A 23,738-nucleotide genomic window follows, 5' to 3' on the forward strand; every position below is an offset into this window, starting at 1 on the left:
GGAAGTTAAGCTCTTCAGCGCCGATGGTAATGGGGTTTCCCTGTGAGAGTAGGACGTCGCTGGGCAGTTTTTGTATATTATAAATTTGCTGTGAATGCCTTAGAATAAAAAGGCAGACATTGCAAAAATAAGATTGAAATAACTACATAGAATATTCCACAGTAGCTCAGTGGTAGAGCTATCGGCTGTTAACCGATCGGTCGCAGGTTCGAATCCTGCCTGTGGAGCCATGCTTCCATAGCTCAGCCGGTAGAGCACTTCCATGGTAAGGAAGGGGTCGCAGGTTCAAGTCCTGTTGGAAGCTTTGCAACAACCTTAATTTGACGCTGTTTCTAGCCATTTTAGAAATAGCGTTATTTTTTATCTTTTTATAAAAGTGACCAAAAAGTGACCAATCACAAATATTTATCAAAAACATCGCTCGCTTTCTTATCATCTTCCTCGGTCACGTGGCTATAAAATTTGAGTGTCGTTTTTATATCTTTATGTCCTAGCCGCTTTTGTATTGTTTTAGATGTTATTCCTTCCCTCGCGCCTTCGGTGAGTGCGATCGTAGCGGAGCTGTGCCGCAGATCATGAAACCTTACACGCCTGATTTTTCCTTCAAAGGTTTTCATAAACCTTTTCCAAAACTTCGATATAGCGTCAGGCCGATACGGAACACCATATTCATCTGCAAAAATTAGAAAAACCTCGTTATCATTTATATCTTTGAAACCTTTCCAAAGTGGCCCCATTTCCATTTTTAAATTAAGTCTTTTTATATAATATGTGTGCAGTTCTTTCATGAGGGCCGCTGGTATCACAACAAGCCTTGTATCCTCTTCCTTTGTTTCTTTTAATCTTAACCCTCCCGTTTTAGAATGCTGCAATGATCGCTTTACTTCGATGCGATTATTCTTAAAGTCACAAACATCTGCTGCCAGACCTGCTATTTCCCCTCGCCTTAATCCGCCAAACAAAGCCAACTTTGTTATGATTTGATTTTTGATATCTAATGTTTGAATGGCTTCCATTAAAATAGGAATTTCGTGCGCTCTATAAAAATCGATGTTTTGTTTCTTGGATGGTTTTGGCATTTCAATTTCTACCATTGGGTTATCTTCTTCTTTTATCACTTTCCACTTTACAGCATATTTATATATAGAAAGTAAAACCTTGTATTTCGCTTCAAGAGATGCACGTCCTTGTTCTTTTTCGTAATTGAAGTATTCGGTGATGCTCAGTGGTGTTATGTCTTTCATTCTAAAGTCGATGAAGTAATCGGAAATAGTTTGGAGGGCGGATTTGTAATTTTCTAAAGTAGGTTTTTCTAACTCAGGTTTGGCGTAGTTATTCAACCACTTTTCTGTAAAGGAAACAAAAAACATTTCCTCATTTAAATTCATTTTTTCCATTACTTCATCTTCGAATTCTTTAAGCATACGTTTTGCTGCTCTTTTTCCACTTGCTTCAACTGTTCTAGTTCTCCTATCTCTTTTTCCGCTAGGTAAATAACCCAACTCAACAACTAACTTATACTTTTTACCTTTTATTAATTCTTGTACAGATGCCATTTTTAATGCCTCCTTTTAAAAAAGAGCAGGTAGCTAGCCTGCTCATTAAATGCTTGGCCAAACATTTAATCTAATTCCACAATATAAAGGATTACTTTTCCGTGAATTTTCAAATTGCTAGTTTCAGTGTATGGAATCACGTAATCTGTGAAACTTCTGTCTGTCGAATCAGGACTAAATATGATTCTTTCGTTCTTTTTGTCGTCATAAAAGCGTTTCACTGAGTAGTCATGATTATCGCTGTAAACTACTATGTCGCCATCTTTTAAATTTGATAGTTCAATAGATTTTACAGCTATTAAAGATTCATGCGGGATAACTTTGTTCATTGATTCACCATTTACTTTCATTATGTAAATGTCGCTTTGTCCCGCCCATTTACCCATGATAGAATCCGGGATTGTTATTGTTTCTACACTTTTGTCAGTGATTCCATTTACTTCAAGTGGTAATCCAGCTGAAATACTAACAGGAAAGTAAGGGTATTCGTTTATTTTAGGGATATTACTTTCATCCAGGCCGAGAATATAATCAGAACTTACTTTAAAATACTCGCTTAATTTTCGTATGTCTCTACCTTTAGGGAAGTTTTCTCCACTTTCCCATTTTGTAATTGTGGTATAAGTTTTTGCCCCAACTATTTCAGCAAGTTGTTGTTGGGTTAGCCCCCTTGATTCTCTTAATGCTTTTATAATGTTTCCAGTTTCCATAGTTTCACCTCGCTTTCTCTATTAAGTTTACTTTATATATGATATTAAATCAACATTTATTTTATTTAATAGCGACATAATCTATTAAAAAATGATAATAAATCATAAAAATCACTTGCAATATGATTTTAAATCATGTAAGATAAAATCAAACCTAGTCGAAAGGAGGGTGAAGCGGGTTGATAACCATTGCAGAATTAAGGGCTAAACACGGAAAAATGTCGCAAAAAGAACTAGCTGAAAAAATCGGAACGTCTCAAACAACGATTAGTTCTTGGGAAAAAGACATAAGTGTCATATCTGCACCGCACTTAAAACGGCTATGTGTATTTTTTAATGTAAGTGCTGATGACTTACTAGGGATTGATTTAACAGATAAAAAATTTTGCAGTTAACATGATTTAAAATCATATAAGGAGGTATTCAATGAATCAATTAATCCCAACGCAACAAAACAGCGAAGGTAACTTATTAGTCAGCGGTCGTGATTTACATGAGTTTTTGGAAATAAAAACAAAATACGCTGATTGGTTCAATCGAATGAAAGAATATGGATTCGTTGAAAACATTGACTTTATATTGGTTACCCAAAAAAGAGAAACCAATAATCCTAAGAATCCGTTCACTGAAATTACAGACCATCACATCAAAATTCCAATGGCAAAAGAAATCGCTATGCTGCAACGTAACGAAAAAGGAAAACAAGCCCGTTTGTACTTTCTTGAATTAGAGGAAAAATGGAACAGCCCCGAAATGGTCATGAAAAGGGCAATGGACTATCTAAATGCTCGTGTCGAAAAACTTCAAACTTCTAATCTGCTGCTTGAACAACAGGTTAATGAGTTGAAACCTAAAGCCACATACTACGACATGGTATTGCAAAACAAGTCACTCCTGTCGGTTTCCAAAATTGCCAAGGATTACGGCATGAGCGCTATTAAAATGAACAGGCTGCTTCATGATTTAGGCGTTCAGTACAAGCAGGGTGACATTTGGCTGCTATATACAAAGCATCAAGACAAAGGCTACACACAAACACATACGCATGTAATTGATGTCGACAATTCAAGGGTTAGCACCAAATGGACGCAAAAAGGAAGATTGTTTATTTACGAATTGTTAAAGCAAGAAGGTATTTTACCACTTATCGAACGCGAAGAAACAGCATAAGGGGTGGTGACAATCCTTGAACAAACGTTTAATTAGAGGAGCTAAAGCGTTGTCTGAATACCTAAAGTCAATCAATTGCAGTATGTCTGAAGCAACGATTTACCGGTTAGTTAAGCGAAAAGACATCCCGTTTAAACGTCCTGCACCAGGAATATTAATTTTTGACCTAGACGCTATTGATAGCTGGTTGTCGTATGAAGATGTCGAATCAATGTGAGGAGGTTTTGAAATGCCAGCCAAACAAGCCCTAGCACTTCTTAGCTTCTTTGCTCACTTCGAACTCAAAATGCTCATGCAAAGACGTTTTCGCATCGCTGAATACGCAGGCAGGCAGCGGGAGAAGTATTACAAAATTTATTTGGAGGGTGAGTAAATGTCCAAAGAAGAGTTAACTCTATATTCCTGGAACAGATGAAAGAATCACAGTTTGTCACGATTGCGGACAAGAACTTTGAAAGGGATGATACAAGTGTTGAAAACACGTAAAGAAAGACGTGCTGAAGCGCGTATGAATCGCACAAAGTTTCAACCGAAATACAACGGTAGTGCGCCTAAAACATACGAAAAAATGTATGGAGTTGGCTATGAAAGATTTAACACAAAATACGTGACTATTAAGGAGGCATTAAAAAAATGACAGTCGGTGAAATGGACAAGCTTACCAAACGTTTCAACTCAATCCTAAGCGGTTGGCCAGGCTTACGAACACAGCGCTTGGAAAATTTGTTGTTTGACCTTGAAGAAGCTTATGGTGTGCCTGGGTATCAAAATGAAAGTTTCGCGAAGGAAAGTCCTGTTTTATCTCAGCTTTATGACACAGTATTTGAAGAGTTTAGCGATAGCGTGGAGGTGGTGGGGTAGTGTCAAAAACTCAATGCTTCAAAATTAAACGTGGGACCGTCTATGACAAAGCGGCAAAAGAGCACTTTGAATTACTACCAAAATGGAAAAACGTATTTAGTAGATTAAGTGATTTGTTGGAGGAAGAAATAACGAAAATGGCATTTTCTCCTCACATTCTAAGATTAGATCCGTCCGAATTCACAAAAGAAGAGAATAAAAAGTTATTTAGAAAAGATGGGGTGTTAAAAAGTAATACAAACAAAGCGAAAAATCTATTTAAAGATTACCAGAAAATTATTGAGGAAGAAGGGCTATCTAAATTTGAAGAATTAAGACATATCAATTTTATTTACGGGGTTATGAGAATGAGGCATCAGCATTTAGAAAGTTTCAGAACAAGCGAAAACGATATTTACTATAAAGCTGATTTTGACCTTGAAAAGAAAACAAACGGTTTAGTTATACCTATTTCCGAAATTGAATATGAAGAAAAGTATTTAGAGGAACTAAAGAAAAAAGCCTGATGCGCCAACATCAGACTAAAATAAAATCATTTCTTAGGTGAATCATATCACGAAATGGAGGAATGGACAATGGACGTAAACGTTCAAACTAATATAAAACAATCCGAAATCAATGGATTGTATCAAGAAGTAGAATCGTTAAAAAAACAACGTATTCAATTAAAAGAAAATATAGATAAAAAGACAGATAAGATTATTAGTCACATTCTGAAACACGGAAACGTGCTTGCTTACAAAGACAATGTCCCTCATGTTTTAACGGTTAAAAATGGGAAAACTAAAAAATTCGATAAATCTGCATTAGCAAACGATCTAGATGTAACTATAAAAGAATTAGATTTAATTGGTATTGCTGAATTGGTTGAAGAAAATAGAGTTACTGCTCAGAAGTTAAAAGATTACGAGTATGATGAACCCACACAAAAATTGAAGGCCCGAAAAGCTAAAAAGAGTGATATTGAGCTGATCTTAGGTGGTCCGCGTTGAGTAAACCGCTTGAAAAACACATTGAAACCAAGATTAGAGGTTATTTGGATGGCCTTGGCGCTTACCACATTAAAACTCATGGAAGTGCATACAGCAGGGCCGGAACACCTGATATTATATGCTGCATCAATGGGAAATTCGTGGCCATTGAAGTGAAACGTCCAACCGGTGTAATAAGTGAGCTTCAAAAAGCGCATATCAGATTAATTGAACAGGCGGGAGGTGTGGCCTTTGTCGCTTACAGCGTCGCAGATACAAAAGAGCAGCTACAGCGATTCGATGTTATATGACTTTCAACGCGATTTGCTAAACAACATAGAACCTAACTACATAATCGCTGCCGATACAGGAACCGGAAAAACAATGATGGCTATACACCATTATTTGAAGCATAACAAAGGTGAACCACTATTAATTGTAGCACCCCCACAAAAAATCAAAGAAGGCGGCTGGCAAAGGGAACTAGACTTTGTGGCCAGCAAATACAACATAGAGATTCCTTATGACATTCTTAGTTATGGTGTGCTGTCAAAACGATGGAAAGAATATAAAAATTGGTTCCTTGTAATGGACGAGTGCCATTACGTCAAAAATCCAACAAGCCAAAGAGGAAAGGCCGCAATAAAACTTACTCAACAAAGTACACATTTTTTATTGTTGTCTGCTACGCCTTCCAGTAATGGGTGGGGAGACACGATTGCTTACATGATCATGTTTGGTTATTACAAAAACAAAACACAATTTTTGAGAGAGCATGCAATTTATAACCGCATCGACTATGGTAACGGGCCTGTGAATGTTGTTTCTGATTTTCGGGACCAAGAAATACTTCAGAAGATTTATCAATCTTTTTCTATCAAACTGGCAAAGGAAGATTGTTTAGATTTGCCGCCATTGGTATTCGAGAAGATTCATTTTAATCCATCTAAGGAATACAACATCATTAAAAAAGACCGGGTGTTAGGCGAAGAGTTGTTTGACAACATTGCTAAACTGCAGCATGGCCTACGGTTTTATGCCAACCAATCGGACAAGCTTAAATATACCGAAATGCTCCTGGAAGGAACAGAAGAAAATATCATCATTTTCTACAACTATAAACAGGAGAATGAAGAGCTGAAGAAAATTGCCAAAAAACTGAAAAAGAAAGTGTTTGAAGTGTCCGGCAGTAAAACCAATTTACCGGATAAGGTAGTCTGGCCAGAATTAAAAAATAGCGTAACCATTGTTCAGTACCAAGCAGGAGCTGCAGGTATTGAATTGCAGTACGCAAACATAGTTGTCTTTTATTCGCCCACATACAGTTACCAGGACTATGAGCAAGCCCTTGGTCGAGCATATAGGAACGGTCAGACAAAGAAAGTTACTGTCTATCAATACATCACAAAAGGAACGGTTGAAACCAATATTTATAAGGCACTGGATGCCAAAAAAGACTTTACTGAAGAATTGTTCAGAAGGGAGATAGTTAATTGAGTATTTTACCAGTTAACCAGGATAAAAACGTTACTGAAAACAGGGAAATATATGTAGGCGGATCTGATGTTCCTACTATTCTTGGCCTAAACAAATACAAAACTCAATTTGAATTAGCCCAAGAAAAAGTAGGCATTGTAAAGAGTGAGTTTAAGGGGAACGAATACACACATTTTGGAAATGTCATGGAGCCACAAATCAGGGATTACATTAATTTGGTGAATGAAACTGATTTTAAGCCGGACACCAAAACAGACAAAAACCGTTATGTTCGAAGCAATACAGACGGTTACGACTTCGAAAACAATATGATTTTAGAAATCAAAACACACGGTGCTAATCCGACACTAAAAGTATATGAAGCGCAAATGCAGCTATATATGGCTCAATATGGTTGTGAATATGGCTGGTTGGCTTTGTATAATCGTCCAGATAACTTTGACACAGAGTTTGATAGCAGCCGTTTAAAAATCGAAGTCGTTGAACGTGACGATGAATATGTAAATCAAATTTATGAAGCGATTGAGACGTTTTGGATCCGTTGTGAATTTTTAAGGGATAACCCAAAAGCAACGGAACAAGAGTTTTATAACTTTGGCCAGAATGAAGTCCAGGTTATTGCTAACCAGGTAAGTAAATTAGAAATACAGTTAGCCGGCTTCAAGGAAATTGAAAAGCAGTATAAAGAAGCAAAACAAAAGCTTCATGATGCCATGGAAGAGTACGACATTAAGAAATTTGAAACGGACCATATAGTAATTACCCGCGTGCTGCCAACTGAAAGAAAGTCGATTGATAGTACCCGGTTAAAGAAAGAGCTTCCGGACATTGCTTCACGGTATGAACGAGTTTCAAAGGTTTCTGGAAGTGTTCGAATTAAGTTGAAGGAGGCTAATTGATTGGATAAAAAATTTTTAGTCGAAGCAGACGAAGTTTTCTTTAACGCTTTTAAAAATGTACAACTAAAAGTCCAACATTTAGGCAGCATGTTTCAAAACGAAGGTACTATTACAACTGAAGAAGAGATGAATCAGTGGAAGCATTGAGAATTGCTCTATCCAGATTACAGCATGATGCAAAAAGGAAATTTAAGGAGGCAAATTAAATGTCAGTCTTACCTAAAAACGAGAGAAAAATAGCGAAAGAAACGCCGCGTAACTTTGTAATTTTCGGTGGAACTATGCATGGAAAAACATACTTTGCAGACGAGTTTCCAAACCCTCTAAACCTTAATACAGATGGGAACGCAGAAATGATTGAAACGCCATCAATCAATATTAATAATCAGCGTGATTCAAAAGGCAAAATAACGCGTTCTGCAAGTGATTTGCTATCTGAAATCATCCTGGAACTTGAAACGACAAATCACACGTTTGAAACAATTGTCATTGACGTAATCGATGACATCGTTACGATGTTTGAACAGGAAATTACAGAAGAGCATGGGGTTAAATCAGTCGGCGATATCAGTTGGGGAAAAGGTCACCAAATGCTTGAAATGATGGTCCGGGTCTTTGTCATGAGACTAAAAGAATTATCCATGAAAAAACAGATCAACATTCTTTATCTTTCCCGCCTAACAATCATTGAAGAAAACGATGTGGAAACTTACGTCCCTTCCTTGAAATTAAAATGGCTGAACATTGTAAATGGTAACAGTGACTACACGATCCTTTGCCGCAAAGTTGGTAAGAACTACATTCGCAAAGTCGAATCCAAACGAAAAAACTATACTCGCGACAAGGTAGACGATGAACGGATTGCCAGTTTACTAGATACGGTTATTGGTGCTTATGATAAGTCGAAAAAGACAAGCACGGATGAAGCAAAGAAGATAGTCCAGCAGCAGGAAGAAGCAGCCAAAGCTCAACAGGAAGCCGCAAGAAGGGCAAGACAACAGGAAGCACAGCAAGAACAAATCAATGCAGAAGAAGCTCCTGCAGAACCGAAAGAGGACAAGCCTAAAACGGAACCTAAGCAAGAACCGCCAAAGACAGAAGGACCTCAACCGAAAGTAGCAGGAAGGCCGGCAAGGATCAGTCCGCAGGTGTAAAAAAGTTAATAGATAATTTTAAACGAGAAAGGAAGATGAAAATGGGAGTTCATCAAAATGTAAGTTACAATAAATTTCCAAAACAAGGGAGTTTCTTAGGCAGGGAAGTACGAGTTTGTTTTAACTACGACACTAGCAAAACCTTAAAAGGAAAGGTTATTCGTGATGATATAGAAGAGCCTCTTTTGATGTTAATTCATTTGGAAGATGGAAGGGTTATAAGTTCAACTGAATGTCAGTATAGCTAACGTCTAATATGAAAAAATCAACAAAAAGGAGACTATAAATTATGAATTTAAAAGAAATGGCAGCTCAAATTTTAGCAGAAGGTTTTAATCCTGAAACGGATCCTGTAAGTGATTTTGATAACTTGCCTGATGGTGAATATGACGCCATGCTTACAGATGTCCAATGGAGAACGAATGACAAGGGTACAGAATGGCTCAATTTTGAATTGGAAATTTTGAATGACGGATATGAAAATAGAAAGTATTTTGGCGGGATTTTCTTCTCCAGTGAAAAAATGCTTAACCAAAATATTAAGCGTACTTTTAAATATGCTGCTCTTTTAGGTGTAGAGTTGACGCCTGACGATTTGGACCAGCCCGAATTAACATTGGTGGAAGCTTTTAAACATGCTCTCGGCCAGCAGCTAACACTTACATTAAAAACAAGCAAAAGCGGGTTCCAAAACTTTGACCTATCAGAGTTTACACCGTTTTAAGGTGTGATGCTCATTGTTTACCTTTTACGATTTTGAAGTATTCACTAAAGATTGGTTAGTCGTATTTGAAAAAGATGGACAGTTAACACGTATTCACAACGACAGGGACGCTCTCAAGCGTTACCTGTCCACTGTCCAGTTTTTAATAGGTTTTAATAACTACAATTACGATGATTTTATTTTGGCTGCATTGTTACGAGATATGGACGCCTATGAAGTATCACAGCAAATTATCAGAAAGAAAAAGCCTAAACTGTTTCTTAATAAGCCGATAACGCTTGATGTTATGCAGGAATTAAAGCTAGGTGTCGGTTTAAAAGAGACACAAGCCAATATAGGTTTAAATATCCATGAAACGCCAGTTGATTTTAATCTGAACAGACCGTTAAATGACGAAGAAATCGAACGTACTTTTAAATACTGTGAAAACGATGTCCTAACAACAAAAGAGTTATTCGAAAAGCGAGAAGATTATTTTTCTTCAAAATTCGAAATTGTCCAGACGTTCAAACTGCCTGCTGCATCAGTTAAGAAAACAAGGGCCAGGCTGTCAGCAGATGTTTTGAAATGTAAGAAACACGACATACCAAACGACAGGATAAATCTTGTCTATGATAAACGATTGCTCATCCATGAGTTACCCAAAGATATTGTTCAATTTTACAAAGACATTGAGCAGGATTTTAAAGGTGGTACGGATTTCAAGGAATTAGAATCCCGAAAATATGAACGTGTCATTGCAGGCGTTCCTCATGTGTTTGGTTTTGGTGGACTTCACGGAGCGATTGAAAACTATGTACATGAGGGGGACATGATGGCCATTGACGTCTCTTCGTATTATCCATCACTCATGATAAACAACAATTTTATGAGTCGTGCCAGCAAAGAGCCTGGGTTATTTAAACAAATGTATGATGAACGATTACGGCTTAAAAAAATAAAAGATAGCAAGCAGGGTGTGTACAAGATTATTTTAAATAGCACCTATGGAGCTATGAAACATGAATACAATCCACTTTATGACCCACTACAAGCAAATAATATCTGTGTAAACGGTCAACTTATTCTTACTCACTTAATTTTATTACTACAAAACTTTTGCAAACTTATCCAATCTAATACGGACGGGATAATCATTCAATATGATGATGAGTTGAAAAATGACATTATGATTGTTTTGGATTATTGGCAAAATCGTTATCAGCTTAGTTTAGATGTTGATTATATCAAGAAAATAGCACAACGAGACGTGAACAATTATGTCATTCAATATCATGACGGTAAAGTCTCAGCAAAAGGCAGATTTGCCAATTTTGATGGCGGCGACTATGAACGAAATAGTTTAACCGTTATCGACAAAGCGCTTGTTGACCATTACATCTATGACATTCCAATACATAAAACGGTCATTGGCTGCTTTAAACGAAATGAATTGGATCGGTTTCAACTAATAGCCAAAGCAGGAAGCACTTTTAATGGAATCGTTCAAAACATTGACGGTGAAATGATTGAACTTCAAAAGGTGAATAGAGTGTTTGCGACAAATGACAAACAGTTGGGTCCCATTTATAAAATTAAAAACGTTGCCAGAACAAAGAGGTACAACAAAATACCTTTCACCAGTGAGAATGTGATTGTTCATAACGATACGTTAGACACTTTTAATAAACGAAATCTTGATTTGAACTGGTATATCAAAGAAACCGAAAGGTGGTTATTTTGATTCATTTCGAAGACGCAACTAAACAACAACTAATTCAAATTTGCCTATACGAAGATTGTCCGCTCGATTATAAATATGAAGCGGCTAGGGAACTTCAAATGCGGCAATGGCAGGAAAACATGCTTTCGGAGTTGGTTAGATTATGGGGGTTAGGAAAAAGCACTTTCGACATTTCGATTCAATTGGGCATCGAACAGGACGCTGTAAAATGGCAGCTTGAAAAATATGGCCTGTATGGAAGGAGAGTTTTTAAATATCATGACAAAAATAAACGTACTGGATAAAGGTTATGTAAGATTAGTAGATTGCATGGGCGACGATACAACGATAGTCAACGCGGCTCGTGTCAGCTATGACAAACAAACAGACGAATTAAGCGATAAAGATAAACGCTTAATTAAATTCCTTGCAACACATGAACACACTTCACCATTCAGACATGCAACGTTGCAATTTGAAGTTTATGCCCCTCTCATGGTGGCCCGTCAATGGTGGAAGTACGTAGTGGGCAGTAACCACACGATGGAAGCCTGGAACGAATCATCAAGAAGGTATGTAACAGAGGAACCAGAGTTTTATGTTCCGGGTTCGAAAAGTTGGCGGTCGGCTCCAAACAATTCCAAACAAGGAAGTGGCAAACCGGTAGATGATGATTTGGGAATGGATGCCCTTCACAGGCTTATGGATACGGTTTTTAGAGGGGAACAAAATTACAGATGGGCATTAGAAAATGGTATATGCGCCGAACAAGCCCGTCTCTTCCTTCCTGCATACGGAATGTACGTGAGATGGTACTGGACAGCAAGTTTACAGTCAGTTGCTCATTTTATAAACCAACGTGTGGAAAGCGATGCGCAGAAGGAAATCCAAGAATACGCCCATGCTGTAAAAGAATTGGCTCTTGAAAAGTTTCCTGTCTCTTTAAGTGAGTTGATTAAACCATGACAGCCCTTGAACAACTCCAATCCCAATTTGAAAAATACGAAAAACAAATCATGCAGCTTGAACTTGAAAATGAGGAATTAAAAGAAAAAGTCAATCGCTTAACGTCAAGAAATAAATCACTAAGGGGTACGGTTGAACGATTGGAAAAGAAAGTTGCTAATGAAAGTGAAATTGAAATGCTCAGGATTGAAAACGGAAAACTGAAGATCGAATTGCAGAAGGTGAATAAGGCTGAGAGAAAGCTAAATAAAATCAAGGAGTTGTTGAAAGGGTGACCCATGTGAAAGTTAAAAGACCAAAAATAAGTCAAGCAGTTGTCGATGGATTTGCAGCCATCATAGATGCACAGGATAAAAAGGGATTAGAAAAGTATGACCGTTCGATTGATGATGCAGTCGACGAAGATTACGACTGGAAACTGATGGCCTTGGAAGAAATGGCTGATTACTCAAAATATCTTGTAAGGGAAATTCGGCGACTCAGAAATGCACTAGATTCATTTTTAAACAGAGATTTAACAAGTTTAGCTCTATTAGATGTAAACCAAGAAAGAATCGCTCAAAACGCAAAATGGGGTCTGCAAAGACATGACTATCCTTTTTGGCTAACTATTCTTGTCGAGGAAGTAGGCGAAGTTTCCCAAGCGATGCAAAAAGATTGCACTTCTTACAAAAATTCAGATGCAAGCGATCTATACAAAGAATTAATTCAAGTCGCCGCCGTTGCCGTAGCGATTGCAGAGCAGGTGAAGGAAAATGATGCAACGTTATGATCCGCGGATAGTATGTCGGAACGTACGGATTGAAGGATGGACAAAAATAGAGGTTTTTAACCGAGTTAAAGAAAAATTAGAAACTGGTAAATGGGAAGTTGTTCATCCAATGAGGTCTTACTTAAATGCTTATGAGAATCTTGTTTATTACATCACTTTGGAGAGGATTGAATGAGAGACTATCAAAAGTTTTTAAAATCCAAACAGTTAAAACAAAACATTAGTGGGTTTGATATTGATCGAAATCAATTACATGAAACGCTATTCGACTTTCAAAAGGACATTGTAAAGTGGGCACTTAAAAAAGGAAAAGCTGCAATATTCGCTGGAACAGGGCTAGGAAAGACAGTCATGCAATTGGAATGGGCAAGACAAGTAAGCATTAAAACAAATGGAAAAATATTAATATTGGCTCCTCTCGCAGTCTCGTCACAGACTGTAAGAGAAGCCCAAGAAAAGTTAAATCTGTCTGTAACCCACGTTCGCCAAAACAATGATGTTACAGACGGTTTAAACATAGCAAATTATGAAATTTTACACAAATTAGATCCAATCCATTTTTCAGGAATTGTGCTTGATGAAAGTTCAATACTTAAAAGTTTTACTGGGAAAGTTAGAACGATGATTATAGACAGTTTTAAAAACACGCCTTTTAAACTTGCTTGTACTGCTACGCCAGCACCTAACGATTTTATGGAATTAGGAAATCATAGTGAGTTTTTAAACGTCATGAGCAGGACTGAAATGTTATCAATGTTTTTCGTCCACGATGGCGGAGAAACGCAAAAATGGCGATTAAAAGGTCATGGTGCATCTAAATTCTGGGAGTGGGTGTCATCCTGGGCTGTGCTTATTCAAAAACCAAGCGACTTAGGATATGAGGATGGCGCGTTTGATTTACCGCCTTTAAATATGGAAGAGGTAGTTATTCCCGCTGAAGTAGATGAAGGATCACTTATTCCCGTTCAAGCTGAAACACTTATGGAAAGACGGCAAGCTAGGAGAAAAACCATCAAGGACAGAGTTAAAAAGTGCGCTGAAATAGTAAATGCGACAGACAAGCCTTTCCTTGTATGGTGTGACTTAAACGATGAATCTAAGATGTTAACTGAATTAATACCTGACGCTGTGGAGATCAAAGGTTCGGACAAGCCGGAATATAAAGAAAAAGCCATGATGGACTTTTCAGAAGGCCGGATTCGTGTTCTTGTCACAAAACCATCCATCGCCGGAATGGGTTTAAATTGGCAACATTGCGCTGATATGGCGTTCGTAGGTTTGTCAGATTCATTTGAACAGGTTTTCCAAGCTATTAGGCGTTGTTGGAGGTTCGGACAAGAAAAGTCTGTAAATGTCCATATAATCATTTCTGAACTAGAAGGCAATGTACTTTCAAATATCCAACGCAAAGAAGAAGATTTTCAGAAAATGGTTGAGGGTATGGTTGCTTTTACGAAAAACATTACTTCAAAAAATATTAAGTCCACAGAAATGGAAAAAACATTATATGAAACGAAAGAAAAAATTAAGCTTCCATCTTTTTTAAAGGAGAAATCAGTCGTATGAACATACTAGACCAAGTTTTACATGAAGATTATGCGATTTACAACGGTGATTGTGTAGAGGTTGTGGGAGGTATGCCAAATGACAGCATTGACTTCTCAGTCTTTTCCCCTCCATTTTCAAGCCTTTACACATACAGTAATTCAGATCGCGACATGGGAAATAGCAAGTCAGATAAGGAGTTTTACGAGCATTTCAGATTTTTAGTTAAAGAACTTTACCGGGTAATTAAGCCTGGTAGACTCGTAAGTTTTCATTGCATGGATATTCCTGCATTAAAAGAGCGTGACGGATATATAGGACTTAAAGACTTTCCCGGGGATATGCTCCGTTTATTTCAGTCAGAAGGATTTATATATCACTCAAAAGCGACAATTTGGAAAGATCCTCTTACTGAAGCAACTCGAACAAAAGCACTTGGATTGATGCATAAGCAAATTGAAAAAGATTCGTCACTTTGCAGACAAGGACTGCCAGATTATTTAATAACCGTTCGAAAACCAGGTGAAAATGCTGATCCAATTGACCATCCGTATGGTCTAGAGAGTTATGCGGGTGAATTAGAACCTGATGCACCTAAAATCAAAAGACCACCTATAGACAAAGAATCGTTCAATAAGAAACAGGCATATGTTGGACCTCCTGTATATTCACATCAAGTATGGAGGAAATACGCATCTCCAGTATGGATGGATATTAGACAGTCAAACACTCTTCAAAGAGAATCAGCAAGGGATGAAAAAGACGAAAGGCACATCGCACCGTTGCAATTAGATGTGATTGAACGAGCTTTGACATTATGGTCAAAAGAAGGCGATACGGTTTTAAGTCCATTCTTAGGCATCGGTTCAGAAGGTTATCAATCTTTGAAAATGAATCGAAAATTTGTAGGGGTTGAACTAAAACCAAGTTATTTTGATGTCGCTAAAAAGAATATGGAACGCGCCATTCTTGAAAGAGGACAAGTTTCGATTTTCGATGTGATGGAGGGTTAACCATGCAAGTCAATTGAACATTTCAGGAATACCGAACAGTTGATACAAAATGTGTAGGAGTGATGATGTGCGAAATGTGAAAACAAAAATAAGACAACTAACTTCTCTAAAAGGTATCAAATATGAATTGTTTTACTGGTTATCTGTTGGAACCGATTGGTTGAACGAAAATAACAAAACCAAAAGATGGATAGATAACAAGGAATACGAATATTGGCGGGAGTGGGTGAGTTAAAAATAGATGCTTAATGAACATCCCGATTTTATAGCGAAGGAGGTAATGAGCATGCAATATTGTATCGAATGCAAAGACAACGTTGTCAGTCATTACCGGAGTATGTTTTGTGAAGATTGCATACGGAATTTTTTCGATAAGGAGGACAAGCTTCATGAATAAAGACATTCTAACCATGTCAGATGCTGAACAAATCGCATGGCAAAAAGAGGTGATTCGGAATGAACGACTTGAAAATAGGCGATTACGCCATTCACGATGATTACAAAGTTGTCTTGCCGATTAGGACTAAGGCAGAAGAGGAAATTATTAATGCTCAAGAGGGATACAGGCGTGCTACTGAAAGTGAAATTGAGCTGTTTTATTTGGAGGTTGAGGAATGACCGATAAAGGACGGTTTGAAGAGATAAAGGCTAGGAGAGAATTATTATATCGAAATGGATATACATTAAGTTTCCCTAACGAAGATATTGAATATCTTATCGAACAAGCTGAACGAGTGGAGGAACAGCATAAGGAAATAGAACTTTTAAATAACACAATCGAAATTATCACACGTGCATTGACTAAAGCAAGAACGCGAGACGGCGAGCGCAGTTTAGAAAAAATAAGATTAGAAAAAGCACTATCGTTTTACGCTAACAAAGACAATTATTATACAGACACAATGGATAAGGATAACGAAGGCGAAACAGCACGTAAAGCATTGGAGGAAATAAATGGAGATTGAACGGTTTGAACAAATAAAAGAGAACCATAAACATAACAAAAAAATGTTGGAATTGAATTCGCCGTCTCAATACATCGAAATTAATGAATCGGAATTAGAAGATATCGGTTGGCTTATATCCACCGTTGAGGTACTACAAAAGTTAGTTAATTATCATCAAAAGAAACAGAAAGAAGCAGAGGACGAAAACGAGCCATATAGACATGAAAATGCCAGATTGCGTGAAACCATCGAACAAATGCTTGAATTATCAAGGGAACAATGCTTAGAAGTTTCGTATTTGTCGCGTTTGCATGAAATAGGAACCAAAACATTGGAGGGGAAAGAATGGAATTTAACGGATATTCCCAAGTTGAAATAGAAATGCTTAAAGACGAAATAAGAAAAGCTTTGCCTGGTGTTTTAGCTGTAATTCCGACATTTGCAAAGGTAACAAAAGAAAATTATGACGAGCTAATCAAACAAGGATTTACTAGCGGTCAAGCAATGCACATGGCGGTACTGGCGACAGCTAAACAATTAGGAATGTGAGTTAGACAGAGGAATTAGAGACATAAAGAAGGGAGGTATTCCCATCACTGTAGCAGCTAAGACAGGCTTCCTTAAATACATTGAACTGGACGGCAAGGAAGCCAAACATTCATTTGATATCTTTTCAACAGATCACACGAACTATAAAGATGCAGCCATCCTTTTAAATAACGACATTGTGGTTGTGGATTTTGATGATTTTACTGACGTTGGCGGATATATTTACAGCAAATATCCAACGTTAAAAGTATATACAAATCGCGGTTTCCATCTTTATTATAAGAAACCTAAAAACGTACTCATTAAAAACTGGACCAATAAATTAGTCAATGCAGGAATAACTGTTGACTATAAAACAAGCAACCGTGCTATAGGAATTATAAAGCAAAACGGGTATATGAGAGAGCTAGATAATGGCCACTTATTAGGAGACTGGGACAATCTCCCGTCTCTTCCTTTTGAATTATACCCTAGTAAACTATCGCAACTCCTTTACCAAATGAAAGACGGTGACGGGCGTAACAGCAGCCTGTTTACTCACTTACTTACAATGAGGGAAATGTACAAGCCTGATGATAAATCTGTAACGTATATAGCTGCTTTTATTAATGAGTATGTGTTCCAAGAGCCGATGAAAGAACGCGAACTTCAGAGACTTATTGAAAGTGTACTGTCTAAAAATATAGGAAAGAACAATAACAAGTACCTTAACCCTAAAGATATGGTGATGACTTCAGAAGTCCTTGTTGAAAAGCTTGACATTAAATTTTATCAGCATCGGTTGTATTTTAAACAGAATGCCCGTTATATCAGCGATGATAATTTACTACTTAGAGCAATTGACCGATTAATTCAATTAAAACCCTCACAGCATAAAGAACTGCTTACACTTTTCGAAATAAAGGCAGAACGTATTGATTATGACGACTTCCCAATTCAGCTGCGTAATGGTTATATCATTGATGATGGAGAGGTTATACAAGTCGATACGGGCTTTACACCATTTTATTTAGATGTGGACTACGATCCTGCTGTATTTAACAAAGAAGTTGATGAGTTCTTAAACTTCTTAACGTGTGAAAGGAAAGATCTTCGCATGGTTATTGAGGAAATGTTTGGCCATATGCTCATGACTAGAGCGTTTCCGCACAAAGTGTTTTTCTTTCAAGGAAGTGAAGGGAAGAATGGTAAGTCAACGATTGTAAAAATGATAAAAAACTTTATTAGTGAGTCAGCAAATTTCTTGCCTCTTGATAAATTTGACGATGATACGAGCGTTTATAGCCTTGTGGGTAAACTTGTAAATATCGGGGATGATATCGATGCCAGCTACTTGGACAAGTCTAGTAATTTTAAGACGCTTGCTTCGGGTGATCCAATAATGGTGAGGCCAATTTATAAAAGTGCAGTGGAAGTAAACAACAAAGCAACGTTAATTTTTACCTGTAATGACATGCCGATTTTTAAAGATAAATCAGGGGGAATTATGCGACGTGTGATTGTCATCCCTTGCGATAACGTCGTAACCAATATTGACAATGAGATTGATGACAAACTGTCATCTGATACGGCTAAATCTTATCTGCTTAACCTAGCATTAACCGGTATTGAGAGGATTAAGGCGAATGGAACGGATATATCTGAATCCATTACAATTAAAAATAAAACTAAACAATATTTTATTGAAAGCGACAATGTTGCCGCCTTTATTGACGAGTACAGCGAGAGCATATCCGGAAAACGAACAACGGGCATTTATGCAAAGTATGTTGCTTATTGTACAGAAAATGGTTTGAAAGAAGTTGGAAGTCGTGAATTTGGAAGGCGTTTAAGTAATGCTGGTTTTAGAAGTAAGCCGGTTAAAAAGGATGGAAAAACAGTGAGGATATACGATTTGGTTACAAATAGTACTACAAATCAAGCATGACATTTGTAACCGGCTGAAACCGTTGGTATATAAGGGATTGCGAAGCTTTTTATCATGTAATTAGGTTACAAATAAAAAATACATTTGTAACCGTCACAAACCCTTATTATATATAGGTTTATACTATATATTTTCTTTCTAGTTACAAATAAATATAGATATTTATATAAAAATAAGTAATAAAGAAAAATAAATAAATAAAAAAAAGATCCGAAAACATTTGTAACCTTGTAACCAGAAACTATAAACGTTGATATATCAAGGTTTTTAGGGTTACAAATCATTTGTAACTTGATGTAACTCTATTTGTAACCATTAAAGGAGGTACGAAATTGCATATTAAGCAAATAGATGAATTAAAACCGTCTACTTTTAAATACATCGAAAGTGAAATTTATTCGTATCATGAAACCGTGAAACATATCGAATTAATAGAATATGAGATTGAACATAGCACAACAAATAACCATGACGAAAATACGAACGTTGGTAAGAATTCAGTGAGAGCAAATATAAGTCCTGTTGAACGTAAAGTCACAGCTTTATTGGAACACAAACAATTAAAACGCATGTATTCCATTACGGATGCAATCAAAAAAATATATGAACGATTAGATGATGATAAAAAGAAACTCATGAATCTTTATTATTGGGAACGTCCAGGAGAATTAACGTGGGAAGGTATTGCTAAGGAGTGTAACATTGGCAGGATGACCGCTTTAAGATGGCGTAAACAGATTGTGTATGCGATTGCTCATGAGCTGGGTGAACGTTAATAAAATGGAAAATGATACTAAGATGATACTTTCAGGGTGCTCAAACGTGTTATTATGGTAGTGTCGAAAGTTGTATGTAGGCATCATGACTTTGATGTGTGTAGTGATCAGGCCCATGTTTTCTTCCGAGGACTGGGCTTCTCTTTTTAGTTTTTCTTATTGCATATTTCTTCCAATTATCAGACAATAGACCTACATAAACGTGTAGGGGGTTGATGGGTTGAAGAAGGTATTGTTTATATTTGCAGCAGTATTATTTGTTTTAGTGGGTTGCGGAAGTAATGAAAAAACATCGGACGATGAAGTGGTAAAGGAACAACCAGATGTGCAAGACGATCAACAAAAGCAGGTTGATGAAGAAGGTTTCTTAAAGGAAACGGACGACCCAATGGAAGCTGGTAATAAGAATAACGGCATTGAAGTATTTAATGACGAATGGGATTATACGTATCTTATAAAAGATTGGTATTCAAATGATGATACTGATGAAGATGGGTTCAATTATATTGATTTCGATGGATATAAAGTTAAGTTTTCTATTGCGTTATTGGAAGACACAGAAGAAAAAAATGTAATTGGCGTCTTTGCAGAAACGCTAAACGATACAGATAAAACAGTTCAATACAATATGGACATGGAATTAATTACTGACAAGCAAGAACAGGCGCAAACTGATGATATGTATGGAATAGGTAATAGCAAACCTGGTATTAAAACAAAAGGATTTGTAAAGGTGGACTTAGAATACGAAGTACCGGAGTCATTTAAAGTTACTTTTGAACCACCTTGGGACGATGAAGATGAGTTCAACGAAACGATAGGTGAACCAATTGAATCGGAATTTACAAAGGAATAATTAATATTTAAGGCACTCACTTAGTGGGTGTCTTTTTAATTATGCATTAAAGGAGATGTATTAATTGACTAATAGAGGATATGTAAGAAATTGTTTGGTCTGTGGTCACGGTGGCAGTACTTATGAAGCAAAAAAAGAATGGAAAGAGATTAGCGTCTGTCCTAAATGTAATGGTGCTTATGTAGATTTATTTTATATCCATAAGTATTTGAAAGATGACTGGAAACCAAACAAGGAAATACAAAAGCAGATTGATGATAAGCGTGCTCAAGATGCAGTAGATGCATTTATATATGCATTAGGATCTATTTCGGAAGATCGAAAAGAGGAAAGGAAATTTTATAACAGTAACGAATGGAAAGAGGTTCGGGAAAAATATTTAAAGCCTAAACCTTTATTAACAATCGAATTACAAGATGAAAATTCAGTTCCTAAAGTATTTTATAAAGGTGAAGAGGTTAAGTCCAAGAAGAACATTCTTTTTGATTGGGAAACATCTACAGCTGATGACGGTGGTGGATTAACTTATATTATTGAACATCAAGAGACAGGGAACAAGCAACCTACATCCAATCGCATAGAGCGTAGGATTAGAGAGCATGCCTTATATTAAGAACAGTCAACAACACTACGATAAATACAAACGCGATCAGGAAGCCAGGTCGTTCTACAAGTCAAAGAAATGGAGACAGTGCAGAGAAGTTATTTTGTGTCGTGATAATTTCCTGTGCGTAGACCATTTGAAAAAAAATCAAGTAGTTGCGGCGCAAATGGTTCATCACATTAAAGAGTTGCGGGATTACCCAGAGTTGGCTTTTGAACCTTCAAACCTTGTCAGCTTGTGTTTATCTTGTCATGAGAAACGGCATCCAGACAGAGGAAAACGAAAAGAAAAGCGAAAAAAACGAAACTTGAACGTCGTTGAATTTGAAGCTAATCCGGAAATAACATAGCCCCCCCTACCCCGAAAATTCGGTTCGGATCGCTTGGGGACCGGGGCGGGGCCCATCGCTTACACCGCGGGAATTTTTTTTATGAAAGGGGGTAACCTACAAATGGCAGTTCCTACTAAAAAAATGTTGATCGAATATCTAGGTGAAAATTACGAGGAATCAGATGAACAGCTCATCCAGCTGTATATTGAAACTCACCAATTTTATAGACGGCTTCAAAGGGAGATTAAAAAATCCGAATTAATGTATGAGTATACAAACAAAGCCGGGGCCACAAATTTGGTTAAAAACCCCCTTTCAATTGAATTGACTAAGACTGTACAAACATTGAATAACCTATTAAAGTCACTCGGATTGACACCTGCTCAAAGAAAGAAAATAGTGAGTGGGGATGACGATGACGACTTCGACAACTTCTGACAGCGTTAAAAAGGCAAAAAAGAGTTTTAGCTTTATCACTTGGAAAAAAGAGCAGGTTAAGAAAGGCCATATTCTCGAGAAGCCATCTGGTAAATTACTAACCACTTGGTACGCTGAACAGGTTGTCAAAGGTAATATAAAGGCCAGTAAAAAGAACAAAATGGCTGCCAGAAGGCACCTAAAAGACTTAAAAAGACAAGGAACTGATGATTTTCCTTGGATATTTGTTGAAGAAAAAGGGCACCGGCCCATAAGGTTCATTGAAAAATTTTGCAAACCATCCAAAGGGGATTTCAGTCAGCTTGTAGCTCAACCGTGGCAGCATTTTGTTGTTGGTTCTCTCTACGGATGGGTTCATAAGGATACAGGTATAAGGCGCTTTCGCGAGGGCCTTATTTTTGTTGGTCGAAAAAACGGTAAATCTACTCTTGTTAGCGGATTAACCCTCTATTCTTTCAGTAAAGACGGTGAAAATGGCGCTGACGTTTACTTGTTGGCCAACACTAGAAAGCAAGCGGGCATCATTTTTGATGAAGCAAAGGCGATGGTTAAAAAATCACCTAAGCTTCGAAAACAGTTCAGGCCAACCCGAGATGCAATTTTCTATGATAAGACGATTTCTAAAATTGAACCAAGAGCATCCGACAGTGAAAATCTTGACGGATTGAATACGCATCTGGGTATTTTTGACGAGATCCACGAATTCAAAGACTATAAACTGATAAATGTTATCAAAAAATCGCGTGGTTCCCGTAAACAGCCGTTGATTTTGTATATAACAACTGCAGGCTACCAATTGGATGGTCCACTTGTAAACTATTATGAACAGTCTGCAGATGTGCTTGAAGGTGCGCTTGAAGACGAGCGTACTTTTTATTTTATCGCCGAACTTGATAGCGAAAAAGAGTTTGAGCAGCCGGAAGCGTGGATTAAGGCCAACCCAAATATGGGTGTTTCCCTAGACTTGGATATTTTGGTCGAAGATTGGGAGAAAGACAAACGTACTCCTGAGGAACGGTCAGACTTTATCACGAAGCAGTTTAATTTCTTTGTTAAGGCTGACGCACAAAGTTTCCTAGACTTCAAAACGATTCAGCGCAACAACAAAATGATAGACATTGATTCACTGCGTGGATCCCGGTGTGTAGGTGGGTATGATTTGTCCGATACAGAGGACTTTACAAGTGCTTGTCTTGAATTCCCACTTGATACAGGTGAAGTTTTTGTTCTCTCTCACTCATGGATTCCGGAAAAGAAAGTTGAGGCGGCGAATGAAAATATTCCGTATCGTGAATTCGAAAAAGAAGGTCTGCTAACAATTGTTCCAGGCGAATACGTGAAAAAAGAACTTGTGGAAGAGTGGTTTATCGAGAAAAGTAAGTTATTTACAATCGAATTGATCACTTATGACCCAGCAAAAGCTTTTCGTTTAAATAAATCGTTAGAAAATCACGGGTTCGAAACAATGAAAGTAAGGCAAGGCGCTCTAACGCTTGGTCCTGCTGTGGATGATTGCAAAGAGTTATTCATCGATGGAAAAGTAATTTTTAACAACAACAAACTTTTCCGTTGGTACGTTAATAACGTCAAGATGGTTCCCGATCGAAATCGGAATAATTTACCTCAAAAGAATGGTCGCTACCGTAAAATAGACGGGTTTGCGGCCTTTTTAAATGCCCACACAGAGGTTATGGGGCGAATGGTTGAGCCGGCGGGTGAGGGAAATATCGAGTTTATGTCAGTGAACGATATTTTAAATGCTTGAAAGGT

35 protein-coding genes and 2 tRNA genes are annotated in these 23,738 nt (G+C 37.4%); 35 read left to right on the forward strand and 2 right to left on the reverse strand.

The features are described from left to right. Positions 1 to 155 precede the first annotated feature (155 nt). Positions 156 to 230: transfer RNA gene (locus DCC39_RS14360), tRNA-Asn, on the forward strand. A gap of 1 nt (position 231) precedes the next feature. Beyond that, a tRNA-Thr gene (locus DCC39_RS14365) sits at positions 232 to 304 on the forward strand. 91 nt (positions 305 to 395) lie between these two features. Here DCC39_RS14365 and DCC39_RS14370 read toward each other — a convergent pair. After that, positions 396 to 1,556, reverse strand: a complete 1,161-nt coding sequence (locus DCC39_RS14370; protein WP_116555594.1) for a tyrosine-type recombinase/integrase — start codon at positions 1,554 to 1,556, stop codon at positions 396 to 398. 65 nt (positions 1,557 to 1,621) lie between these two features. Further along, the gene (locus DCC39_RS14375; protein WP_116555595.1) at positions 1,622 to 2,266 is read right to left on the reverse strand and encodes an XRE family transcriptional regulator; all 645 of its coding nucleotides are present in this window, start codon (positions 2,264 to 2,266) and stop codon (positions 1,622 to 1,624) included. A gap of 179 nt (positions 2,267 to 2,445) precedes the next feature. Between DCC39_RS14375 and DCC39_RS14380 the strand changes: the two genes are divergently transcribed. The 33 genes from DCC39_RS14380 to DCC39_RS14525 all read left to right on the forward strand — a co-directional run bounded on the left by DCC39_RS14380 (position 2,446) and on the right by DCC39_RS14525 (position 23,733). Further along, positions 2,446 to 2,661: a helix-turn-helix domain-containing protein gene (locus DCC39_RS14380; protein WP_116555596.1), complete on the forward strand. Its 216-nt coding sequence runs from the start codon at positions 2,446 to 2,448 to the stop codon at positions 2,659 to 2,661. Between the two features lie 31 nt (positions 2,662 to 2,692). Further along, a complete protein-coding gene (locus DCC39_RS14385; RefSeq protein ID WP_116555597.1) occupies positions 2,693 to 3,436 on the forward strand; it encodes a phage antirepressor KilAC domain-containing protein in 744 nt (247 codons plus the stop codon). A gap of 16 nt (positions 3,437 to 3,452) precedes the next feature. Then, a complete protein-coding gene (locus tag DCC39_RS14390; protein ID WP_116555598.1) occupies positions 3,453 to 3,653 on the forward strand; it encodes a helix-turn-helix transcriptional regulator in 201 nt (66 codons plus the stop codon). 12 nt (positions 3,654 to 3,665) lie between these two features. Beyond that, on the forward strand, positions 3,666 to 3,809 hold the full coding sequence (locus tag DCC39_RS19155; RefSeq protein WP_165820890.1) for a hypothetical protein: 144 nt from the start codon (positions 3,666 to 3,668) through the stop codon (positions 3,807 to 3,809). Between the two features lie 99 nt (positions 3,810 to 3,908). Then, the gene (locus tag DCC39_RS19160; RefSeq protein WP_165820891.1) at positions 3,909 to 4,073 is read left to right on the forward strand and encodes a hypothetical protein; all 165 of its coding nucleotides are present in this window, start codon (positions 3,909 to 3,911) and stop codon (positions 4,071 to 4,073) included. Beyond that, positions 4,070 to 4,297, forward strand: coding sequence for a hypothetical protein (locus DCC39_RS14395; protein WP_116555599.1), 228 nt, complete (start codon positions 4,070 to 4,072; stop codon positions 4,295 to 4,297). The genes DCC39_RS19160 and DCC39_RS14395 overlap by 4 nt, the downstream gene beginning before the upstream one ends. Then, the gene (locus DCC39_RS14400; protein WP_116555600.1) at positions 4,297 to 4,803 is read left to right on the forward strand and encodes a hypothetical protein; all 507 of its coding nucleotides are present in this window, start codon (positions 4,297 to 4,299) and stop codon (positions 4,801 to 4,803) included. Before DCC39_RS14395 ends, DCC39_RS14400 begins: the two co-directional genes overlap by 1 nt. 69 nt (positions 4,804 to 4,872) lie before the next feature. Further along, on the forward strand, positions 4,873 to 5,289 hold the full coding sequence (locus DCC39_RS14405; RefSeq protein WP_116555601.1) for a hypothetical protein: 417 nt from the start codon (positions 4,873 to 4,875) through the stop codon (positions 5,287 to 5,289). Beyond that, complete coding sequence (locus DCC39_RS14410) at positions 5,286 to 5,579, forward strand: VRR-NUC domain-containing protein (protein WP_116555602.1); 294 nt, start codon at positions 5,286 to 5,288, stop codon at positions 5,577 to 5,579. Before DCC39_RS14405 ends, DCC39_RS14410 begins: the two co-directional genes overlap by 4 nt. After that, positions 5,521 to 6,765 (forward strand): SNF2-related protein, encoded by a 1,245-nt coding sequence (locus tag DCC39_RS14415; RefSeq protein ID WP_240613660.1) that lies wholly within the window; start codon positions 5,521 to 5,523, stop codon positions 6,763 to 6,765. The genes DCC39_RS14410 and DCC39_RS14415 overlap by 59 nt, the downstream gene beginning before the upstream one ends. Beyond that, positions 6,762 to 7,664 (forward strand): YqaJ viral recombinase family protein, encoded by a 903-nt coding sequence (locus DCC39_RS14420; RefSeq protein ID WP_205948522.1) that lies wholly within the window; start codon positions 6,762 to 6,764, stop codon positions 7,662 to 7,664. Before DCC39_RS14415 ends, DCC39_RS14420 begins: the two co-directional genes overlap by 4 nt. After that, on the forward strand, positions 7,665 to 7,811 hold the full coding sequence (locus DCC39_RS19165; protein WP_165820892.1) for a hypothetical protein: 147 nt from the start codon (positions 7,665 to 7,667) through the stop codon (positions 7,809 to 7,811). A 59-nt stretch (positions 7,812 to 7,870) separates the two neighbouring features. Continuing rightward, complete coding sequence (locus DCC39_RS14425; protein WP_116555604.1) at positions 7,871 to 8,818, forward strand: AAA family ATPase; 948 nt, start codon at positions 7,871 to 7,873, stop codon at positions 8,816 to 8,818. A 41-nt stretch (positions 8,819 to 8,859) separates the two neighbouring features. Then, complete coding sequence (locus tag DCC39_RS14430; RefSeq protein WP_116555605.1) at positions 8,860 to 9,066, forward strand: hypothetical protein; 207 nt, start codon at positions 8,860 to 8,862, stop codon at positions 9,064 to 9,066. Between the two features lie 41 nt (positions 9,067 to 9,107). Continuing rightward, the gene (locus DCC39_RS14435) at positions 9,108 to 9,542 is read left to right on the forward strand and encodes a DUF669 domain-containing protein (protein WP_116555606.1); all 435 of its coding nucleotides are present in this window, start codon (positions 9,108 to 9,110) and stop codon (positions 9,540 to 9,542) included. A 13-nt stretch (positions 9,543 to 9,555) separates the two neighbouring features. Continuing rightward, positions 9,556 to 11,265 (forward strand): DNA polymerase domain-containing protein, encoded by a 1,710-nt coding sequence (locus DCC39_RS14440; protein ID WP_116555607.1) that lies wholly within the window; start codon positions 9,556 to 9,558, stop codon positions 11,263 to 11,265. After that, positions 11,262 to 11,549, forward strand: coding sequence for a hypothetical protein (locus DCC39_RS14445; RefSeq protein WP_116555608.1), 288 nt, complete (start codon positions 11,262 to 11,264; stop codon positions 11,547 to 11,549). The genes DCC39_RS14440 and DCC39_RS14445 overlap by 4 nt, the downstream gene beginning before the upstream one ends. Further along, complete coding sequence (gene thyX, locus DCC39_RS14450; protein ID WP_116555609.1) at positions 11,524 to 12,210, forward strand: FAD-dependent thymidylate synthase; 687 nt, start codon at positions 11,524 to 11,526, stop codon at positions 12,208 to 12,210. The genes DCC39_RS14445 and thyX overlap by 26 nt, the downstream gene beginning before the upstream one ends. Further along, a complete protein-coding gene (locus tag DCC39_RS14455; RefSeq protein WP_116555610.1) occupies positions 12,207 to 12,485 on the forward strand; it encodes a hypothetical protein in 279 nt (92 codons plus the stop codon). Before thyX ends, DCC39_RS14455 begins: the two co-directional genes overlap by 4 nt. Before the next feature lie 5 nt (positions 12,486 to 12,490). Beyond that, entirely contained in the window at positions 12,491 to 12,982 is a 492-nt protein-coding gene (locus DCC39_RS19305; protein WP_205948524.1) for a nucleoside triphosphate pyrophosphohydrolase family protein, read from the forward strand. Positions 12,983 to 13,153: 171 nt separating this feature from the next. Continuing rightward, on the forward strand, positions 13,154 to 14,548 hold the full coding sequence (locus DCC39_RS14470) for a helicase-related protein (RefSeq protein ID WP_116555612.1): 1,395 nt from the start codon (positions 13,154 to 13,156) through the stop codon (positions 14,546 to 14,548). Continuing rightward, complete coding sequence (locus DCC39_RS14475) at positions 14,545 to 15,540, forward strand: DNA-methyltransferase (protein ID WP_116555613.1); 996 nt, start codon at positions 14,545 to 14,547, stop codon at positions 15,538 to 15,540. The genes DCC39_RS14470 and DCC39_RS14475 overlap by 4 nt, the downstream gene beginning before the upstream one ends. A gap of 456 nt (positions 15,541 to 15,996) precedes the next feature. Continuing rightward, the gene (locus DCC39_RS19170; protein ID WP_165820893.1) at positions 15,997 to 16,158 is read left to right on the forward strand and encodes a hypothetical protein; all 162 of its coding nucleotides are present in this window, start codon (positions 15,997 to 15,999) and stop codon (positions 16,156 to 16,158) included. Beyond that, positions 16,155 to 16,505, forward strand: a complete 351-nt coding sequence (locus tag DCC39_RS14480) for a hypothetical protein (RefSeq protein WP_116555614.1) — start codon at positions 16,155 to 16,157, stop codon at positions 16,503 to 16,505. Before DCC39_RS19170 ends, DCC39_RS14480 begins: the two co-directional genes overlap by 4 nt. Then, entirely contained in the window at positions 16,495 to 16,866 is a 372-nt protein-coding gene (locus DCC39_RS14485) for a hypothetical protein (protein WP_116555615.1), read from the forward strand. The genes DCC39_RS14480 and DCC39_RS14485 overlap by 11 nt, the downstream gene beginning before the upstream one ends. Next, positions 16,833 to 17,036, forward strand: coding sequence for a hypothetical protein (locus DCC39_RS14490; protein ID WP_116555616.1), 204 nt, complete (start codon positions 16,833 to 16,835; stop codon positions 17,034 to 17,036). Before DCC39_RS14485 ends, DCC39_RS14490 begins: the two co-directional genes overlap by 34 nt. 184 nt (positions 17,037 to 17,220) lie before the next feature. Then, positions 17,221 to 18,963 (forward strand): phage/plasmid primase, P4 family, encoded by a 1,743-nt coding sequence (locus tag DCC39_RS14495; protein ID WP_240613661.1) that lies wholly within the window; start codon positions 17,221 to 17,223, stop codon positions 18,961 to 18,963. A gap of 332 nt (positions 18,964 to 19,295) precedes the next feature. Further along, positions 19,296 to 19,739 carry a transcriptional regulator gene (locus tag DCC39_RS14500; protein ID WP_165820894.1) on the forward strand — a complete coding sequence of 148 codons (444 nt, stop codon included), beginning with the start codon at positions 19,296 to 19,298 and terminating at the stop codon, positions 19,737 to 19,739. 220 nt (positions 19,740 to 19,959) lie between these two features. Beyond that, positions 19,960 to 20,595, forward strand: a complete 636-nt coding sequence (locus DCC39_RS14505) for a putative periplasmic lipoprotein (protein ID WP_116555619.1) — start codon at positions 19,960 to 19,962, stop codon at positions 20,593 to 20,595. A 64-nt stretch (positions 20,596 to 20,659) separates the two neighbouring features. Continuing rightward, on the forward strand, positions 20,660 to 21,208 hold the full coding sequence (locus DCC39_RS14510) for a hypothetical protein (protein WP_116555620.1): 549 nt from the start codon (positions 20,660 to 20,662) through the stop codon (positions 21,206 to 21,208). Beyond that, entirely contained in the window at positions 21,195 to 21,548 is a 354-nt protein-coding gene (locus tag DCC39_RS14515; protein ID WP_116555621.1) for an HNH endonuclease, read from the forward strand. The genes DCC39_RS14510 and DCC39_RS14515 overlap by 14 nt, the downstream gene beginning before the upstream one ends. An 81-nt stretch (positions 21,549 to 21,629) precedes the next feature. Beyond that, on the forward strand, positions 21,630 to 21,968 hold the full coding sequence (locus DCC39_RS14520; RefSeq protein WP_407071860.1) for a P27 family phage terminase small subunit: 339 nt from the start codon (positions 21,630 to 21,632) through the stop codon (positions 21,966 to 21,968). Next, complete coding sequence (locus DCC39_RS14525; RefSeq protein WP_407071861.1) at positions 21,940 to 23,733, forward strand: terminase large subunit; 1,794 nt, start codon at positions 21,940 to 21,942, stop codon at positions 23,731 to 23,733. Before DCC39_RS14520 ends, DCC39_RS14525 begins: the two co-directional genes overlap by 29 nt. Positions 23,734 to 23,738: the final 5 nt, after the last annotated feature.

The organism is Pueribacillus theae, assembly GCF_003097615.1.
Taxonomy (GTDB): Bacteria; Bacillota; Bacilli; order Bacillales; family UBA6769; genus Pueribacillus; species Pueribacillus theae.